The sequence below is a fragment of the Caulobacter sp. GW821-FHT09H08 genome (assembly GCF_059415885.1).
Genome location: NZ_JBWKOC010000006.1, coordinates 48,971 through 66,764, shown reverse-complemented (window position 1 = coordinate 66,764; position 17,794 = coordinate 48,971). Strand labels below are relative to the sequence as shown.

17 protein-coding genes, 1 other RNA gene and 2 pseudogenes are annotated in these 17,794 nt (G+C 68.2%); 5 read left to right on the top strand and 15 right to left on the bottom strand.

Annotation, left to right across the window (positions count from 1 at the left end):
- Nucleotides 1-44 precede the first annotated feature (44 nt).
- The 13 genes and pseudogenes from murD to AC07NN_RS20235 form a co-directional block, all read right to left on the bottom strand.
- Nucleotides 45-1,454: a UDP-N-acetylmuramoyl-L-alanine--D-glutamate ligase gene (murD, locus tag AC07NN_RS20295; protein WP_494645159.1), complete on the bottom strand. Its 1,410-nt coding sequence runs from the start codon at nt 1,452-1,454 to the stop codon at nt 45-47.
- Nucleotides 1,455-1,467: 13 nt separating this feature from the next.
- Nucleotides 1,468-2,580 carry a phospho-N-acetylmuramoyl-pentapeptide-transferase gene (mraY, locus tag AC07NN_RS20290; RefSeq protein ID WP_494645157.1) on the bottom strand — a complete coding sequence of 371 codons (1,113 nt, stop codon included), beginning with the start codon at nt 2,578-2,580 and terminating at the stop codon, nt 1,468-1,470.
- Nucleotides 2,580-3,983 (bottom strand): UDP-N-acetylmuramoyl-tripeptide--D-alanyl-D-alanine ligase, encoded by a 1,404-nt coding sequence (locus AC07NN_RS20285; protein WP_494645155.1) that lies wholly within the window; start codon nt 3,981-3,983, stop codon nt 2,580-2,582. Before AC07NN_RS20285 ends, mraY begins: the two co-directional genes overlap by 1 nt.
- Nucleotides 3,976-5,436: a UDP-N-acetylmuramoyl-L-alanyl-D-glutamate--2,6-diaminopimelate ligase gene (locus tag AC07NN_RS20280; RefSeq protein WP_494645153.1), complete on the bottom strand. Its 1,461-nt coding sequence runs from the start codon at nt 5,434-5,436 to the stop codon at nt 3,976-3,978. The genes AC07NN_RS20285 and AC07NN_RS20280 overlap by 8 nt, the downstream gene beginning before the upstream one ends.
- On the bottom strand, nt 5,433-7,202 hold the full coding sequence (locus tag AC07NN_RS20275; RefSeq protein WP_494645150.1) for a peptidoglycan D,D-transpeptidase FtsI family protein: 1,770 nt from the start codon (nt 7,200-7,202) through the stop codon (nt 5,433-5,435). The genes AC07NN_RS20280 and AC07NN_RS20275 overlap by 4 nt, the downstream gene beginning before the upstream one ends.
- Nucleotides 7,199-7,663, bottom strand: coding sequence for a cell division protein FtsL (gene ftsL / locus AC07NN_RS20270; protein WP_494645148.1), 465 nt, complete (start codon nt 7,661-7,663; stop codon nt 7,199-7,201). The genes AC07NN_RS20275 and ftsL overlap by 4 nt, the downstream gene beginning before the upstream one ends.
- Nucleotides 7,660-8,595, bottom strand: coding sequence for a 16S rRNA (cytosine(1402)-N(4))-methyltransferase RsmH (rsmH, locus tag AC07NN_RS20265; RefSeq protein ID WP_494645146.1), 936 nt, complete (start codon nt 8,593-8,595; stop codon nt 7,660-7,662). The genes ftsL and rsmH overlap by 4 nt, the downstream gene beginning before the upstream one ends.
- Nucleotides 8,592-9,059, bottom strand: a complete 468-nt coding sequence (locus tag AC07NN_RS20260; protein ID WP_494645144.1) for a division/cell wall cluster transcriptional repressor MraZ — start codon at nt 9,057-9,059, stop codon at nt 8,592-8,594. The genes rsmH and AC07NN_RS20260 overlap by 4 nt, the downstream gene beginning before the upstream one ends.
- Nucleotides 9,060-9,309: 250 nt before the next feature.
- Nucleotides 9,310-9,431: pseudogene (locus AC07NN_RS20255) on the bottom strand (hypothetical protein); the annotation flags it as partial.
- Between the two features lie 18 nt (nt 9,432-9,449).
- An RNA gene (rnpB, locus tag AC07NN_RS20250) (RNase P RNA component class A) lies at nt 9,450-9,830 on the bottom strand.
- Nucleotides 9,831-10,050: 220 nt separating this feature from the next.
- Nucleotides 10,051-10,653: an FMN-binding negative transcriptional regulator gene (locus AC07NN_RS20245; protein WP_494645142.1), complete on the bottom strand. Its 603-nt coding sequence runs from the start codon at nt 10,651-10,653 to the stop codon at nt 10,051-10,053.
- Nucleotides 10,653-11,381 (bottom strand): N-acetylmuramoyl-L-alanine amidase, encoded by a 729-nt coding sequence (locus AC07NN_RS20240; RefSeq protein WP_494645140.1) that lies wholly within the window; start codon nt 11,379-11,381, stop codon nt 10,653-10,655. The genes AC07NN_RS20245 and AC07NN_RS20240 overlap by 1 nt, the downstream gene beginning before the upstream one ends.
- Nucleotides 11,378-12,271 (bottom strand): DMT family transporter, encoded by an 894-nt coding sequence (locus AC07NN_RS20235; protein ID WP_494645138.1) that lies wholly within the window; start codon nt 12,269-12,271, stop codon nt 11,378-11,380. The genes AC07NN_RS20240 and AC07NN_RS20235 overlap by 4 nt, the downstream gene beginning before the upstream one ends.
- A 175-nt stretch (nt 12,272-12,446) precedes the next feature.
- Here AC07NN_RS20235 and AC07NN_RS20230 point away from each other — a divergent pair, with 175 nt between their 5' ends.
- The 3 genes and pseudogenes from AC07NN_RS20230 (at nt 12,447) to AC07NN_RS20220 (ending at nt 15,051) form a co-directional block, all read left to right on the top strand.
- Nucleotides 12,447-13,937 carry a flavin-containing monooxygenase gene (locus tag AC07NN_RS20230; RefSeq protein WP_494645137.1) on the top strand — a complete coding sequence of 497 codons (1,491 nt, stop codon included), beginning with the start codon at nt 12,447-12,449 and terminating at the stop codon, nt 13,935-13,937.
- Nucleotides 13,938-13,950: 13 nt separating this feature from the next.
- A pseudogene (locus AC07NN_RS20225) lies at nt 13,951-14,037 on the top strand (hypothetical protein); the annotation flags it as partial.
- A gap of 78 nt (nt 14,038-14,115) precedes the next feature.
- The gene (locus AC07NN_RS20220; RefSeq protein ID WP_494645135.1) at nt 14,116-15,051 is read left to right on the top strand and encodes an oxygenase MpaB family protein; all 936 of its coding nucleotides are present in this window, start codon (nt 14,116-14,118) and stop codon (nt 15,049-15,051) included.
- Between the two features lie 67 nt (nt 15,052-15,118).
- On the opposite strand, the gene AC07NN_RS20215 is transcribed toward AC07NN_RS20220, so the two are convergent.
- Both AC07NN_RS20215 and AC07NN_RS20210 read right to left on the bottom strand, forming a co-directional pair.
- Nucleotides 15,119-15,769 (bottom strand): DUF3052 domain-containing protein, encoded by a 651-nt coding sequence (locus AC07NN_RS20215; RefSeq protein WP_494645133.1) that lies wholly within the window; start codon nt 15,767-15,769, stop codon nt 15,119-15,121.
- Nucleotides 15,770-15,771: 2 nt separating this feature from the next.
- Complete coding sequence (locus AC07NN_RS20210) at nt 15,772-16,569, bottom strand: crotonase/enoyl-CoA hydratase family protein (protein WP_494645131.1); 798 nt, start codon at nt 16,567-16,569, stop codon at nt 15,772-15,774.
- Between the two features lie 176 nt (nt 16,570-16,745).
- On the opposite strand from AC07NN_RS20210, the gene AC07NN_RS20205 reads away from it, so the two are divergent.
- Together AC07NN_RS20205 and AC07NN_RS20200 are read left to right on the top strand one after the other, a co-directional pair.
- Nucleotides 16,746-17,108, top strand: a complete 363-nt coding sequence (locus AC07NN_RS20205) for a response regulator (protein WP_494645129.1) — start codon at nt 16,746-16,748, stop codon at nt 17,106-17,108.
- Between the two features lie 51 nt (nt 17,109-17,159).
- A complete protein-coding gene (locus tag AC07NN_RS20200; RefSeq protein WP_494645127.1) occupies nt 17,160-17,774 on the top strand; it encodes a pyridoxamine 5'-phosphate oxidase family protein in 615 nt (204 codons plus the stop codon).
- Nucleotides 17,775-17,794: the final 20 nt, after the last annotated feature.

Genomic DNA, 17,794 nt, shown 5'->3' with positions numbered 1-17,794 from the left:
TGCGAACACCCCTGACAGAAGCGTCAGGCGGGATCTGCCGGAGGCTAGGCCACCGCGGCCTTGCCCACCGTCAGTCCATTCACCGCCGCGCGGAACGCCTCGCCCCGGGCCTCGAAATCGCTGAACTGGTCGAACGACGCGCACGCCGGCGAAAGCAGGACAATCGCCTCCTCGCCGCTGGCGGCCGCGTCGGCATAGGCCTGCTGCACGGCCTTCTCCAGCGACCCGCTGAGCACGCACTCGGCCTTGCCGGCCAGGGTCCAGGAGAAGGGCTGGGCCGCCTCGCCAATCAGATAAGCCTTGGCGATGCGCGGGAAGAGGTCCTTCAGGTCCTCGATGCCGCCGGCCTTGGCGACGCCACCGGCGATCCAATAGAACTTCGGATAGGATGACATCGCCTGGCGGGCGGCGTCGGCGTTGGTGGCCTTGCTGTCGTTGACGAAGCGGACCTTGCCGAGCTTGCCGACCGTTTCCATCCGGTGCGCCAGCCCCGGGAAGGTCATCAGGCCGTCGACGGCGTCGCTGGTCGAGATGCCGATGGCCCGCGCGGCGGCGTAGGCGGCCGCGGCGTTCTGCCAGTTGTGGCGGCCCGGCAGGCTGCGGGCGCGCATGATGTCGGCGACTTCCACGACCCGCTCGCCGGTCGCGTCATAGAGCACGCCCTGCAGAGCGTAGACGCCCCGGCCCATGGCCTTGCCGGCGCTGATCGGCCAGATGGTCCGGCGGTTGGCGGCGGTGATCTCGGTGCAGATCTGCTGGCACCAGGCGTCGTCGACGCCGATGATCGCCGTGTCGCCCTTGCCCTGGTTCAGGAAGATCCGGCGCTTGGCGGCGATGTAGCCGTCCATGCCGCCGTGGCGATCCAGGTGGTCGGGCGAGATGTTCAGCAACACGACCGCGTCAGGCTTCAGGCTGGAGGTCAGGTCCAGCTGGTAGGACGACAGCTCCAGCACGTAGACCGCGCCGCCGTGCATGTCTTCTAGGCCCAGTACGCCCAGGCCGATATTGCCGCCGACCCGCGTGTCGCGGCCGGCCGAGGCGCAGAGGTGGCCGATCAGGGCCGTCGTGGTCGACTTCCCGTTGGTGCCGGTGACGGCGATGATCTTCGGGCGCTTGTGGACCGGAGCAGCGTTGACCGTGCGGGCGAAAAGCTCGACGTCGCCCAGGATCTCGACGCCCGCGGCCTTGGCCTTCTCGACGGTCCAGTGGGGCTTGGGATGGGTCAGGGGTACGCCAGGCGACAGCATCAGGGCGGCGAACTGGCTCCAGTCGGCGGCCTGAAGGTCGACGACGGGGAAACCTTCGGCCGCGGCGGCCTCGCGGCTCTCCGGCTTCTCGTCCCACAGGGCGACCTTCGCGCCCCCCGCGATCAAGGCGCGCGCGGCCGTCAGCCCGGTGCGGCCCAGGCCGAACACCGCGACGGTCTTGTCCTCGAATCCGCGGACGGGGATCATGCTCTCAGGGCTCCTAGCGCAACTTCAGGGTGGCGAGGCCGACGAAGGACAGGATCATCGACACGATCCAGAAGCGGATCACGACGGTGGATTCAGCCCAGCCCAGCTTCTCGAAATGGTGGTGGATCGGCGCCATCAGGAAGACCCGCTTGCCGGTCTTCTTGAAGTAGGCGACCTGGATCATGACGCTCAGCGCCTCGGCCACGAACAGGCCGCCGACGATACCCAGGACCAGCTCATGCTTGGCGCAGACGGCGATCGCGCCCAGCGCGCCGCCCAGGGCCAGCGAACCGGTGTCGCCCATGAAGATCTTGGCCGGCGGGGCGTTGTACCAGAGGAAGCCCAGGCCCCCGCCGATGATCGCGCCGCACAGCACCGCCAGCTCGCCGACACCCGGCGCGAAGTGCAGGTTCAGATAGTCGGCGAACTTGTAGTTGCCCACCAGGTAGGCGATCAGGCCGAAGGTCGAGGCGGCGAACATCACCGGCACGATGGCCAGGCCGTCCAGGCCGTCGGTCAGGTTCACGGCGTTCGAGAAGCCGGCGATCGTGACCGCCGCGAAGGCCACGTAGAACCAGCCCAGATTGATCACCAGCGCCTTGAAGATCGGGAAGACCAGGCTGGTCTCCATGCCGGGCGTCATCGGCGACTTGGGCGCGAACAGCACCAGGATCACGGTGGCGGCGATGGCGACGATGAACTGTGCGATCAGCTTCTGACCGCTGGAGAGGCCCGCCGTGGTCTGCTTGGTGACCTTGGCGTAGTCGTCCATGAAGCCGAGGATGCCGTAGCTGCCGGTGACCAGCAGCACGACCCAGACGTGGATGTTGCGCAGGTCGGCCCACAGCAGGGCGCCGGCGAACAGGCCGGCCAGGATCATGAAGCCGCCCATGGTGGGCGTGCCGGCTTTCTCGGTGACGTGGCGGGCGATGCCGTCGGTGCGGATCGGCTGGCCCTTGCCCTGCTTGGCCTTCATCCAGCGGATGAAGCGCGAGCCCATCGCCACGGCGACGATATAGGCGGTCAGCATCGCCATGCCCGACCGGAAGGTCAGGTATTTCAGGAGGTTCAGCGCCGGGACATGCTCTTGCGAGCGCGCCAGCCATTCGTACAGGAAGTACAGCATCAGCCCTGTTCCCCAAGATCGAGCGCGGCCAGAGCGCCGGCGAGCACGCCGGCTCTGGAGCCGTTCGACCCTTTCACCATCACCACGTCGCCAGGCCGGATAGCCCCCGTCAGCGCCGCTGTTAACTTTTCAGTAACTTCCGCGTAGCCGCCGCGCCGAGTCGGCGGAAGCGCCTCCCACAGCGATTTCATGTGGACGCCTGCGAGAAAAACCACGTCAACGTTTGCAGCCTCGATCGGGCCTGCAAGCTCGGCGTGAAAGCGGCTGCTGCCCTCGCCCAATTCGAGCATGTCGGTCAGCACGGCGACCCGGCGACCGGCGACCTTGCGCGCGCCCAGGGTCTTCAGAGCGGCCTGCATCGAGACCGGATTGGCGTTGTAGCTCTCGTCGACCAGGGTGAAGGCGCCGCCCTCGATCCGCACGGTCTTCTCGGCCCCGCGCCCCTCGATCGGGGCGAAGGACGCCAGGGCCGCCAGCGCGGTTTCGCGCGGCACGTCCAGCGCTTCCAGCATCAGCAGGACGCACAGGCTGTTGGGGCCCCAGTGGACGCCGGTCTGGCGGATCGGGAAGCTGATCGCCTCGCCGCGCAGTTCGACCGAGACGGTCGCGCCCTCGCCGTCCACCTTGAAACCGGTCAGGCGCGCGGTCGCGCCGGCGGCCTCGCCGAAGCTCCAGACCAGGGCGCCGGCCTTGGCGGCCTCGGCGCGCAGCCGCTCGAACCAGGGATTGTCGGCGTTTAGTACAGCGACGCCGCCGGGCTCCAGGCCGTCGAAGATCTCGGCCTTGGCGCGGGCGACGCCCACTTCGCCGTCGGCGAAGTTCTCCAGGTGGACCGGACCGACCGTGGTGATGGCCACGGCGTGCGGGCGGACGAACCGGCTGAGCGGGGTGATCTCGTCGGCGTGGTTCATGCCGATCTCGAACACGGCGCGCTCGGTGTCGCGCGGCATCCGGGCCAGGGTCAGGGGCACGCCGATGTGGTTGTTGTAGCTCTTCACCGAGGCGTGGGCCTTACCCGCCAGGCGCAAGCCCGCCTCGACGGCGCGGGTGACGCTGGTCTTGCCGACCGAACCGGTCACCGCGCCGCGCTTGCACTGAGGCGCGCGCTCGCGGGCGGCGACGCCCAGGGCTTCCAGCGCCTTGAAGGTGTCCTCGACCATCACGGCCGGAGCATCGACGGCCTTGGCGGCCAGGACGCCGGCCGCGCCGTTGGCCACGGCCTGGGCGACGAAGTCGTGACCGTCGCGCGCGCCGACCAGCGGCACGAAGAGGTCGCCGCCTTCCACCGACCTGGTGTCGATCGAGACGCCGAACACGGCGAAGTCGCCGGCGACCTTGCCGCCGACAGCTTGCGCGATCTCTTCAGCGGTCCAGAGCGCGCCCTCTTGGAGTGCTTCAGGCATCGACGCCCTCCAGCGCTTCCAGGGTCTCGGCCACGTCGTCGAACGGATGGACGACGCCGGCGACAATCTGGCCCTGCTCGTGGCCTTTGCCGGCAATGACCAGGACGTCGCCCTCGACCATCAGGTCCACGGCGGCCCGGATAGCCGCGCGGCGGTCGCCGATCTCGCGCGCGCCGGGGGCGGCTTCCAGGATGGCGGCGCGGATCGAGGCCGGGTCTTCCGAGCGCGGATTGTCGTCGGTGACGATGGCGATGTCGGCCAGGCGCGCGCCGATCGCGCCCATCAGCGGACGCTTGGTGCGGTCGCGGTCACCGCCGGCGCCAAACACGGCGATCAGCTTGCCGCGCGTGTGCGGGCGCAGGGCTTCCAGCACCGTCTCCAGGCCGTCCGGCGTATGGGCATAGTCGACATAGGCCTCGCCGCCGTTGGCGCCGCGACCGACGCGCTGCAGGCGACCGGCCGCGCCTTCCAGGCCCTCCAGGGCCTTCAGCACGCGGGCGACGTCTTCGCCCGCCGCGACGCAGAGGCCGGCGGCCACCAGCACGTTCGAGGCCTGGAAGGCGCCCGCCAGCGGCAGCTTGATGGTGAAGGTCGCCTCATTGGCCTCGACCACCAGGGTCTGGCCTTCGGGGGTCGGCAGGCGCGAGATCAGGCGCAGGCCCTGACCGTCCTCACCGACCGAGAACACGCTCTGGCCTGAGGTCACGGCGGCGGCGGCGAAGTTGGGGAAGGCCTCGCTGTCGGCGTTCAACACGGCCATCGCCCCGCCGGGGGTCAGCGTGTCGAACAGGCGCAGCTTGGCGGCCCGGTATTCTTCCATCGAGCCGTGATAGTCGAGGTGATCCTGGGTGAAGTTGGTGAAGCCGGCGGCGTGCAACTTGACGCCATCGACGCGACGCTGGTCGACGCCGTGCGAACTGGCCTCCAGGGCCAGGTGGGTAACGCCCATGTCGGCCAGGCGCGCGACCATCTCGGCGACGTCGCCTGCGTCCGGCGTGGTCAGGCCAGGCGGGGTCAGCTGCTGGTCGGGCTTGCCCGCTTCCGAGACGACGACACCCAGGGTGCCCATGCTGGCGGCCTTGTGACCCAGCGCGGCGAAGATCTGGCGGCAGAAGCCGGCGACCGAGGTCTTGCCGTTGGTGCCGGTGACGGCCACGCACATGGCCGGCTGCTTGCCCCAGAAGGCGGCCGACGCCAGGGCGTACGCGCGGCGAGCGTCTTCCGAACGGACGACCGGAACGCCCAGGCCTTCCAGCCCGCCCTCAGGGGCCAGGATAGCGGCGGCGCCCTGGCGGACCGCGCCCGGCGCGAAGTCGCGACCGTCGACCTTGGTCCCCGGCAGGGCGGCGAACAGCCAGCCGGCCGTGACCTTGCGGCTGTCGGCGGTGACGCCGGCGATCACCGGGTCGTTGGCGAAGGGACGGTTGAACAGTTCCGACAGATGCCTGGTCATAGTCCCGCCTCCGGAGCGGCCGCTTTCGGCTGGGCGATGGTCACCAGCTCGGTCTTCCGTTGCACGCCCAGGAAGGGCGCGATGCGCTCGATCACCTTGCCGGCCGCCGGCGCGGCGACCCAGCCGCCGGTCGAGAAGCCGAACGACTTGGCGTTGCCATGCGGCTCGTCCATCAGGATCAGGACGAAGTAGCGATCGGCTTCCAGCGGCCCGTCCGTCGGGAAGGTCGCGGCGAACGACGAGACCTGGCGCTGGTGGTTGTAGCCCCGGATCGCCGGGTCGTACTTCTCGCCGGTGCCGGTCTTGCCGCCGACCGACAGGCCGGCGACGTCGGCCTTGCCGCCGCTGCCGCCTTCGCCCGGAATGACGTTGGCCCGCATGATCTTCAGCATCTGCCGCGAGGTCTCCTCGGACAGAACGCGCTTGCCGTCGGGGCGGACGCCGGCCGGCAGCTTGCGGATCGTCAAAGGCCGCATCTCGCCGCCATTGACGATGGCGTTCATGGCCTGGGCCAGGGCCAGCGGGCTGACGTTCATGCCATGGCCGAACGAGGTCGAAGCCACGGCGTCCTGGTCCCACTTGCGCGGAGTCAGGGGGCGCGCCGATTCCGGCAGCTCGACCTTGGCCGGCTTGGTAAGGCCCAGATTGGTGAAATACTGGCTGAGGCGCTCGCCGCCGACCCGCTCGGCCAGCATGGCCGTGCCGATGTTCGACGAGTGCTTGAAAACCTCGACCAGGGTCAGGATCGCCTTGGCCGCGTGGTAGTCGTGGATCGTGCGGTAGCCCAGCTTGAACGGCGTGCGGGCGTCGAAGGTCGAGGCCGGAGTGGCGACGCCCGTATCCAGGCCGATCGCCACAGTGAAGGCCTTGAAGGTCGAGCCCATCTCGTAGACCGAGGCGGCGGCGCGGTTCAGGCGCTGCTCGTCGGTGGCTTCACCCGCCTTGTTGGCGTCGTAGTCTGGATAGCTGGCCAGACCCAGGATCTCGCCGGTGTGGACATTGGTCACCAGGCCCACGGCGCCCTTGGGCGTGAATTCTAGGGCGGCCTTGCGCAGTTCGTCCTCCAGGGCCGCCTGCACGCGCACGTCGATGGAGAGCTGGGTCGGACCACCGCCCTCGCCGCCCGCCGCCTTGCGGATCGGATCGTCCAGGGCGCGCTCGGCGCCGGCCAGGCCCTTGCCGCCGCTGTCGACGAAGCCGATCAGGTGCGCGGCCGTGGCGCCCAGCGGATACATCCGGCGCTCCTGCTCCTCGAACGAGACGCCGGGCAGGCCCAGGTTGAAGATCGCGTCCTTCTCGTCGGGCGTCAGGCCGCCCAGCACGAAGGCGCGGTGATCGCCGAAGATCGCCTTGTCCAGGCGCTTGGCCGGTACTTGCGGCAGGGCCTTGCCCAGCGACCGGCGGGTCTCCTTGGAGTCCCAGATTTCGCGCGGATCGACGTAGAGGGCGTAGTGGGCCAGATCGACGGCCAGCAGCTTGCCGTTGCGGTCGACCAGGTCACCCCGCGCGCCCTCGACGCCAGCGGCGTAGCCGTTGCCCTGTCCGGCGCGCGAGAACAGCGCGGCCCAGCCGGCGCCCAGCCCCACGCCGACGAAGCAGAGCGAGAAGAACGCCATCACCATGAAGATGCGGATGCGGGTGTCGTCTTCGGGCTTGGCGGCGGCGCGCGAGCGTTCGAAGGCGTGCTCCAGGCGCCAGACGCGCTCGATCAGCCAGCGCCAGACGGCGGGCTGGAAACCGTTTGGACCAAGGTTCGAGAGGCTCATCGCGGCGCCCCCGGAGCTTGCGGCTGCGGCGGCTGCGCGGCGGGCGGCGGAACGGAGGCGTCGGCCGGCAGGGCCTCGGGACCGTCAGCGGCCAGATCTTCGGGCGACACCGGCGCGGCCGAGATCGGGGCGCGCGGCAGTTCGCGGCGGCGCGCGACGTCGATCAGGGCGTCCTCGGTGATCTCGTGGTCGGGCGCGATCGGCTTCAGCTGCATCATCTGCGCCAGCTGCTCGATGCGGCGCGGCTGCTCCAGGTGGGCGACCTCGGCTTCGAGCAGACGCTTGCGCACGCCTTCGTCCACGATCTCCTGCTCGATGCGGCTGATCTCCTGGCGCTCGCGACCGGCGAAGGTCTTGGCCAGATAGACGCCCGTGACCAGGGCCAGCAGGGTGCAGAGCCCGAGGACCTCGACGATGCGGAAGCCCCGGACGCGACGATTGAACAGGCCGACGGCGGTCATGCCTGCGCCTCCCAGATGGGAGCTTCGGTGCGCACGGCGGCGCGCAGCTTCGACGAGCGCGCGCGTGGATTGACGGCCAGCTCGGCCTCGCTGGGGGCGATGGCCTTGTTGGCGATCAGCTGGAAACTGGCCGGCGCGCCGGTCGGCGCCTGCGGCAGGTGGCGCGAGCCGCCCGGCGTGCGCCCCGCCCGTTCGGCCAGGTAGTTCTTGACGATGCGGTCTTCCAGCGAGTGGAAGGTGACCACCGCCAGACGACCACCCGGCTTCAGGATCCGCTCGGCGGCGGCGAGGCCGGCCTCCAGCTCGCCCAGCTCATCATTGACCGCGATACGCAGCCCCTGGAACGAACGCGTGGCGGGGTGGACCTTGGCGCCCTTGCGGCCACCCAGGGCGCGCTCGATGACATGGGCCAGGTCCAGGGTGCGCTCGAACTTGCGCTCTTCGCGGCGGCGCACCAGGAAGCTGGCGATGCGGCGCGAGGCGTGCTCCTCGCCGTAGACATAGAGGATGCGAGCCAGCTCGGTGTGGTCCAGCTCGTTGACGAGGTCAGCGGCGGTCGGGCCGGTGTCGCTCATCCGCATGTCCAGCGGACCGTCGCGCATGAACGAGAAACCGCGCTCGGCCTCGTCCAGCTGCATGGACGACACGCCGATATCCAGCACCACGCCGTCGACCGACTGCGGCGCGAAATGCTCGGCCATCTGCGAGAAGCGGTCCTGGATCAGCCGAAAACGATCCGTCGACAGGCCTTCGGTGAAGCGCAGAGCGGTGGGATCGCGATCGAAGCCCACGACGCTCGCGCCGGTGGCCAGGATGGCGCGGGTATAGCCGCCCGCTCCGAAGGTGCCGTCGATGATCGTCTCGCCCGGGGCCGCGCCCAGGGCCTCGACCACTTCATCCAGCAGGACCGAGATGTGCGGCGCTTCGCTCACGACGCGCCCCCGAACTTGGCGACGCGCTGCTGGGCGCGCAGGGCGGCCAGACCTTCCCGAGCCAGATCGCGCTGTTGCGCGCGATGGGCCTGGAAGGCCTCGCGAGACCAGATCTGAAAACGCTCACCCATACCGACGACGGCTACCCAATCCGTGAGACCGCACATTTCGCACAGGTGATCGGGGAGCGTAATGCGACCAGCTGTATCAAACGACAGCTTGGCCATGCCGCCGAGGACGCTGGTTTCCAGCGCCGAGCGCGTCGGATCGCCGAACGGCATCTCCTCGATCACGCCCAAATAGCGGTCAAACAAGGCCTTTCCGCCCGCTTCCAGGCAGTCGGCCTCGATGGAGGGGAAGCAGAAGATGCCGTCGAACATGCCGGAGACGGCCGCGCGGAACTCCTGCGGCACAACGATGCGCCGCTTGCTGTCGAGCTGTTTCTCGAAGGTCGAGAGAAACACTGAAGCCGAACCCCGCCCAAACCCACGTCGGACGGCGAACACCCAGTCGCCCCGACACAAATTGGGTTAACATGGGATGAATTGGGATACAATGACACCGAACCCGTTTCTTCGAGTTTTCAAAGGTGTCGCACCCCTTCTTCACTGGGCTGGATAGTTAATCCACAGAACATACGCAGAACTCGTTAAGTGAACGCCGTGCGGCGTGTCAGTTCGTCCCATTCGGTGTGGAAATCGAGCGCCCCCTCCGTCACGTCGCCTGTCGGCGCCGCGCCACCTCCCCCGCTTCACGGGTGAGGAGGGATGGGGCTTCTTCCTGCCCCGCTTGCGGGGAGGTGGATCGCTGCGGATACGCAGCGAGACGGAGGGAGCGCACCCCTCCGCTGAAAATGGACCAGACAGTCTGTAAGCCGGGTTCTGTTCCGCTCCCGAGGGAACGGCGACGATCATTCCTCTAGGCCGGCCATTGCTGGACGGCTCTCGCGACCTACCCGGACCCTCTCAGCCAGTGACGGCCTATCCGACGCGAGGCCGGCGCGGGGTCCCTATTCGGTCTTGCTCCAGGCGGGGCTTGCCATGCCGTCCCTGTCGCCAGGTCCGCGGTGGGCTCTTACCCCACCCTTTCACCCTTCCCGCCCCGTAGGGAGGAGGTTTGCTTTCTGTGGCGCTATCCCTGGGATCGCTCCCGGTGGGTGTTACCCACCGCCTTGTCACCGTGGAGCCCGGACTTTCCTCGGCGTCCGAAGACGACGCGACCGCCCGACCATCTGGTCCGGGACGGTGTTTGACGGGGTGCAGTTGAAACGTCAACAACCCGCTGTTGAAAGCGTCAACTTTCGGGTTGAAACGTCAACACCATCCGACCTCCCCGGCGAATGCCGGGGCCCAGATTCATCCGGAGAGGTTGGGATGCTCGCGCCAGCCGCCTCGCCAAGATCGGGGACGCTCGTGGGTTCGATCTGGACCCCGGCATTCGCCGGGGAGATCGGATTTAGGGGAGGTCCAGCATCAGCCCAGCGATCGGATGCTCACCCAGCCCCTTCGCCGCGCCCAGCCGATCCGCGTCCGCCTTGTTCTGCGAGAGCTTGAACGTGCCCTCCAGACGCTCGACGAACAGCCGACCGCCTTGGATGCCGCGCAGCATGCTCTCGAACTTGCCGGCCTTCATCTTGTCGCGGGTCCAGGGCTTCTTCGGCAGCAGCCGCGCTTCCTCTTGGGCCGACAAGTCATCCAGCAGGGCAACAAGTTCCGCCTCGTTCAGCGGCGCGACCGAGCCTTCGGCCTCGAGCGACTGGTAATTCCAAGTCGGCACCTGGTCGGCGCTCTCATACCAGTCGGGACTGATGTAGGCGTCCAGGCCCGTGGCCAGCACCACCGCCCGGAAGCCTTGCGTCAGGTGCGGCGTCAGCAGGTTGCCCCGCGACAGGTGGAAGTCGAGGGCGACCTCGCCGTCCAGGTCGCGGATCACCACCGGCGACTGGGCCACGAACGGCCGGCCGCCGACGCTCGCGGCGATGGTCACGAACGGATGGTCTCGCAGGAAGTCGAGCAGGACCGCGCGATCCTCGACACGGAAGGCTGGCGCCGGATGCATTACTCGGCCGCCGCGCGCAGCAGGCCCACCAATCGGGCCCGGGTCTCGCCGTCGGCGATGCCGTCGAAGCGGCTCTGCAGCCAGTGGCGCTGGAAAGCGCCGACCACGGTGGTGGTCCACTCGTCGTACTTGCCGGTCGGGGCGCAGTCGAAGCCCAGGCGGGTCAGGCCGGCCTGCAAAGCGAAGACGCCGGTTCCCTCCTCGCCCTGGCCGAGCGGCGCGCCGGGCGACGGCGCGGGCTCGATCCACAGGCCATGGCCACTTTCGGCCAGGCGCTTCCAGGGAAAGAGCTCGCCCGGATCGATCTTGCGGGCCGGGGCGATATCGGAGTGACCGAGAATGCGGCTGTCGGGGATCATCCAGCGCGAACGCACGTCGGCCAGCAGGTTGATCACCGAGGCGATCTGGGCGTCCGGGAACGCGCGATAGCCGAACTCGTGGCCGGGATTGACGATCTCGATGCCGATCGAGGCCGAGTTGATGTCCTTGACGCCCTTCCAGAAGGCGGCGCCAGCGTGCCAGGCGCGGCGCTCCTCGGCCACCAGGCGGAAGATGCGGCCGTCTTCCTCGACGCAGTAGTGCGCCGAGACCTTGGCCTCGGGATCGCGCAGGCGCTCGACCGCCGCCTCGCCGGTCTCCATGCCCGTGTAGTGCAGCACCACGGTGTCGGGCACGGCCTTGCGGGCGTCGAAGTTCGGCGACGGGGCCTCGATGAAGGACAGGCTCATTGGGCGCGGTTCCGGATCGACATCAGCAACGGCATGACCTGATTCCGCCGAAGCGCGATGATCAGAACACCCAGCAAGGCGAGGGCCGCGCCGATCCCCATCCGCAGGTCGAAATGATCATGCGTGATCAGGACGCCCAGGCCGATGGTGAACAGCGGCGTCAGCAGGGTCAGCGGAGCGATCAGGTTGGCCTCGTAGCGCTGGATCAGCCCGTAATAGGCCGTATGGGCCACGACCGAAACCACCAGGGCCGAGAACAGCACCGCCGCCGCGAACGGCCAGCCCGCGTGGAAGCCGGCGGCGACCTGGCCGGGCTCCATGAAGGCGCTCATCGCCGCCAGCGGCCAGAGGGACGAAAAGCCGACCCAGGCCTGGAACTGCAGCGGCTTCACGCCCTCGACCTGCTTCATCATCACCGCCCCGAGGGAACCGGTGAAGGCCGCCGCGACGATCAGCCAGAGACCAGCCGAGAGCTCGATCCCATGCGGGCTCCACATCACGACCACCGCGCCCGCCAGGGTCAGGGCGATGCCGACCCCGCGCCGCCAGCGGATACGCTCGCCCAGGATCAGCACCGACAGCAGGGTCGTGAACGGCACGCCGACCTGGATCACCACCGAGGCCGCCGACGGCGAGGCGGTCTTGAAGCCCATGAACAGCAGGGCGAAGTTGCCGCCGCCCATCAGCAGTCCGACCAGCACCATGCGCCAGGTCGGCTTGGGCGCTGGCAGCAGCCACGGCAGGGTCAGCACCGCCACCACCGCGAAGCGCACGGCGGCGTAGTACAGCGGCGGCACGCCCCAGTGGGCCACCACCAGCTTGGAGATGATATTGCTGCTGGCCCAGACCAGGCAGACGAGGATCAGGATGCCGAAGTCGCGTAGGGACATGAAGTGATCCGATAGGCCGCAGTTGACGTTCGGTCAAAACGGTCGTTTGTTTATGAACAACGTTCACATACGCCACGTCGGGTCAACCGGCGGGCTCATCGAGTCTGCATGGGCAGACTCGAGTCTTTAGAGAGGAATCGAGCGCGGAACGCGCTCGTGGAGGGGCGAACCGGGAATGGCCATGGAACATGTCGACGTACTGATCGTGGGCGCGGGCCTGTCGGGGATCGGCGCGGCCTATCACCTGACCAAGCACTGCCCCGGCAAGACCTACGCGATCCTGGAAGGGCGCGAGGCGATCGGCGGCACCTGGGACCTGTTCCGCTATCCCGGCATCCGCTCCGACAGCGACATGTACACCCTGGGCTACAGCTTCAAGCCGTGGAAGGCCGCCAAGGCCATCGCCGATGGCCCGTCGATCCTGAGCTATGTCCGTGAGACCGCGCGGGAACACGACGTCGAGCGCCACATCCGCTTCAAGCACCTGGTCAAGCGCGCCAGCTGGTCCACCGAGACCGCCACCTGGACCGTCGAGGCCGAGCACGACGGTCAGGTCGTCAAATTCACCTGCGGCTTCCTCTACATGTGCTCGGGCTACTACCGCTATTCGGCCGGCTACACGCCCGACTTCGCCGGGATCGAGCGCTTCAAGGGTCAGATCGTCCACCCGCAGCACTGGCCCGAGAACCTCGACTACACCGGCAAGAAGGTCGTGGTGATCGGCAGCGGCGCCACCGCCGTGACCCTGGTGCCAGAGATGGCCAAGACCGCCGAGCATGTCGTCATGCTGCAGCGCTCGCCAACCTATGTGGTCTCGCGTCCGGCCGAGGACGGGGTGGCCAACTGGCTGCGCGCCAAGCTGCCGGCCATGACCGCCTACGGCATCACCCGCTGGAAGAACGTCCTCTTCCAGATGCTGTTCTTCAACATGGCGCGGAAAAAGCCCGAGAAGGTCAAGGAACAGCTTCTGGGCATGGTGCGCGAGCACCTGGGGCCCGACTACGACGTCGGCACCCACTTCACGCCCCGCTACAATCCCTGGGACCAGCGCCTGTGCCTGGTGCCGGACGCGGATCTCTTCGACTCGATCAAGGCCGGCTCGAGCTCGGTGGTCACAGACCACATCGAGACCTTCACCGAAACCGGCATCCAGCTGAAGTCGGGCAAGACCCTGGACGCCGATGTCGTCGTCACCGCCACGGGCCTGCAGATGCAGCTGCTCAGCGGCGCCGAGATCGTGGTCGACGGCAGGGTCGCCGATCTCTCCCAGTCGATGAGCTACAAGGGCATGATGTTCAGCGACGTGCCGAACCTGGCCTCGGCCTTCGGCTACACCAACGCCAGCTGGACCCTGAAGGCGGACCTCACCAGCGAGTATGTCTGCCGCTTGCTGAACCACATGACCCGCACGCGCACCGACTACTGCGTGCCGCGCGTCGACGGCGAGATGGAGGTCGCGCCGTGGCTCGACTTCTCGTCGGGCTACGTCACCCGCTCCATCGGCCAGTTCCCCAAGCAGGGCCTGCGCAAGCCGTGGAAGGTGCACCAGAACTACGCCCTGGACCTGGCCGCCCTGCGGCTGGGCAAGGTCGAGGACGGGGTGATGCAGTTTGGGCGGAAGACCGGCGTGAAGGCGCAAGCCCCGAAGGCGATGGAAGCGGCTTAATCCGTGGTCCGCCCTCGCCCTTCGACAAGCTCAGGGTGAGGACTACTTGCAGGCCGATTAGTAGAAACCTCACCCTGAGCCTGTCGAAGGGCGGGGTTTCGGCTCCGCTTCCCTATCGGATTTGATAGGTTGCGACCGCCAGTCCGGACTCCGACTTTGAGGAGTAAGGAGATCGCACATGGCCGAACCGTCCTCGTACCTGGGCTGGAAGATCGACTACGCCAACCCGCCCGGCGAGCCCGCCTATCTGGACCCGGGCTCGATGCACTGGCGGATCTACAAGAACCCGATCGCCCTGGCTGTCGGAGGCGTCGCGGCCGTGCTGCTGGAGTTCGCCGACGCGCGCATCCGTTCCGGCGTCTGGGACCACTCGACCTACAAGGCCGACCCGATCGGGCGCTCCAAGCGCACCGGCATCGCGGCCATGGTCGGGGTCTACGGCCCGCAGGCCGCCGCGCGGCGGGTGATCCAGGGCGTCACCAACATGCACACCCGCGTGGTCGGCGAGACGCCGAAGGGCGAGGCCTACAAGGCGCTGGACGTCGAGCTGCTCGACTGGGTCAGCGCCACGGCAGGCTACGGCTTCCTCAACGCCTATGATCGCTTCGTCGAACCGCTGACCGAGGCCGAGAAGACCCGGTTCTACGAGGAAGCCCATCCGATCGCCCGGCTCTACGGCGTGAAGTATTCGCCGAGCTCGCAAGCGGATTTCATGGCGATGCTGGACAAGCTGGCTCCGCGGTTCGAGCCGCATCCGATCGTCGGCGAGTTCCTGGACATCATCCAGTCGGGCCAGGCAGCGCCCAATGCGCCGAAGTTCCTGCACAAGGCCCTGGCGCGGGCGTCGGTGTCGCTGCTGCCAGCGGTGGTGCAGGAGAAGCTGGCGCTGGGACGGGAGTACGACCTGACGACGGTGGATCGTCTGGCCCTGAAGGCCGCCGGCGGCCTAGCCGAGAAGATCGCGGTGCGCGGTTCACCACCGTGTCAGGCCAGCGTGCGACTGGGGCTGCCGTACGACTTCCTCTATCGGAGCCGTAGCGAGCGGAAGCGGTTGCTGGAGACCTACCATCCCCCGCTCATCCCCGCGAAAGCGGGGACCCAAGCCAAGGCCTAGAGCCCGCAGCCGCGATTGTAGCGCGCCGCTTGGGTCCCCGCTTTCGCGGGGATGAGCGGCATTAAATCTATTCCTCGTCGTCGAACGCCTCGTCCTCGTCGGCCGTCGGCTTGGCCACGGCCTTCGGCGCCTTGCGCTTCACGAACCGCAGCGCCGTATGCGTCTGCGAGAACGCGCAGACCTTGGTGTCCACGAAGCCCTGGCCCCGGACCGCCTCCAGGATCTCGACGTCCTTCAGCGGCGCGCCCTTGCCCTTCTGGGCGACGATCCAGATCGCGCCCTTGGGGGCCAGCGCGCCTTCCCAGTCCTCGATCCGGTCGAAGTCGGCCAGGTCCTCGGCGGCCAGGAACAGGATGTCGATCCCCTCCTCCGCCTCGCCCAACTCCACCCGCGTCTCCAGCTCGGCGATGAACGCCTCGTCCTCGACGCCGTCGACCACCACGGTCATGCCCGGCTTCACGCCCAGCTTGTCCAGGCGCGAGGGCGGGTTTTGGATGGCGTACAGCCACTTCTCGGCCTGGCCCGGCTCCAGCGTGAAGCGGGTGCCGTCGCTCAGGACCAGGTCATCGCCCTCGACGCGCAGGTTCCGCAGGGCGTGGCCCTGATAGATGCCGCGCACCGCGCCGCGGAAGATCAGCTTCGGCGGCTCCCACAGCAGCTTACCCTCGCTGTCGCCGTCGGACAGCTGCCCCCAGACGCCGCTTGCTTCCCTACCCATGCTTACTTGCCTTCGAACTTCGGCTGACGCTTCTCGAGGATCGCGTCGACGCCTTCCATGTGGTCCTCGGTGTGGTGGGCGATGGCCTGGGCGGCCGCGCTCATCTCCATCAAGGTGTCGTAGCTGGCGGTCTGGCCGTGCTTGAGCAGGCTCTTGGCCATGCGCAGGGCGTGCGGCGGCTGCTGGGCGATCCGGGTCGCCAGGGCCAGGGCCTCGTCCATCAGCGTCTCGGCCGGGACGGCCTTGCTGATCAGGCCCCACTCCGCCGCCTTCGCGGCGTCGATGACGTCGCCGGTGAACAGCAGCTCTGCCGCGCGGCTCATGCCCACGGTGCGCGGCATCAGCCAGGCGCCGCCGTCGCCGGGGATCAGGCCCAGTTTCAGGAAGGTGACGCCGAACTTGGCCGTATCGGCGGCGATGCGGATGTCGGTCATGCAGGCCACGTCGCAGCCCAGGCCGATCGCCGCCCCGTTCACCGCCGCGATCGCCGGCACTTCCAAGCCGTAGATAGCGCGGACGATGCGGTGGATGTTCTTGCGGTAGCCGTCGCGCACGGCCACGCCGTTGCCGCCGAACGCGCCCTCGCGAGCCTTCATCGCCTTGACGTCGCCGCCGGCCGAGAAGGCCTTGCCCGCGCCGGTCAGGATCACGCAGCGGATCTCCTGGTCGTCGTTGATCGCCTCGCAGGCGGCCGCCACCTGGTCGCCATCGCCCGGCGCGCCCAGGGCGTTCATCGCCTCCGGCCGGTTCAGGGTGAGGATGGCGATATGACCGCGCTTCTCGGTGAGGATGAGGGACAAGTAGGCGCTCCTGCTGGGTTTCTTGGTTTTCCCTTCCATAGCCTGCTTTCCGCCGCTGTGCAGCCAAGCCAGGCAATACAACCGGTGCGATTACACCGATCACGAAAACGCGACTGGCGCATAAGCTCGACCCGACATTGAAATGTCAGACAAGGACGGCAAAGAAGGCTGCGGCAATGACCGAGCACGAAAAGGCCCGACACGTGTTGATTATCGAGGATGAAATCCTCGTCGCGTTCGAGGTCGAAGCTCTGCTGACAGAGCAGGGCTTCACGAGTTTCGATATCGCCGACAGCCCGGGCGATGCGCTGGCCCTCGCCATAGCCAATCCTCCAGACCTGATCACCGCCGACTACCGCATCGTGGGCGGCACGGGCGTCGAGGCGGTCGAGGCCATCCAACGGCAACTCGGCCGCATCCCGGTCGTCTACGTCACCGGCAACGCCGATCAGTTGAAGGGCCGCGTGACCCCCGTGGTCGACAAGCCGATCTCGGCCCGCATCCTCGCCGAGGCCTGCGCGCGGGCGTCCGCCGCCTGAGGTTGTCGCCTCGCCCTCAGGGTCCTACAAGCGGGCCCACGGGAGGACGCGATGCATCAGATCACCACCCTCGAAGCGCTGGAGGCGCTGTACCAGCCCCAGCCGGTCGCCGCCTCGACGGTGAAGGTCACCGACCACATCACCCCGCACTACGCGGCCCTGATCCAGGCCTCACCGTTCGTCGCCCTCGCCACGGTCGGTCCCGAGGGCCTGGACTGCAGCCCGCGCGGCGACCTGCCCGGCTTCGTCCGCATCGCCGATCCCCGGACGCTGATGCTTCCCGACCGGCGCGGCAACAACCGCATCGACAGCCTTAGCAACATCGTCCGCGATCCACGTGTGGCCCTGCTATTCCTGATCCCGGGCTCAGGCACCACGTTCCGCGTCAACGGCCGCGCCGTTCTGAGCGCCGATCCCGACCTGCTGGAAAGCTTCGCCGTCGACGGCAAGCCGCCGCGGACGGTGACCGTCGTGACGGTCGAGGAGGCCTACTTCCAGTGCGCCCGGGCCATCGTCCGGTCGGGGCTGTGGAAGCCCGAGAGCCACGTCGACCCGGCCAGCCTGCCGACACCCGGCGCCATGCTGGCGGCGGTCACGGCCGGCGAGGTCGGCGGCGAGGCCTATGACCGCGAGTGGCCTGGGCGGGCCGCGAAGACGATGTGGTGAAAACAAAAGCGGCCCCGAGG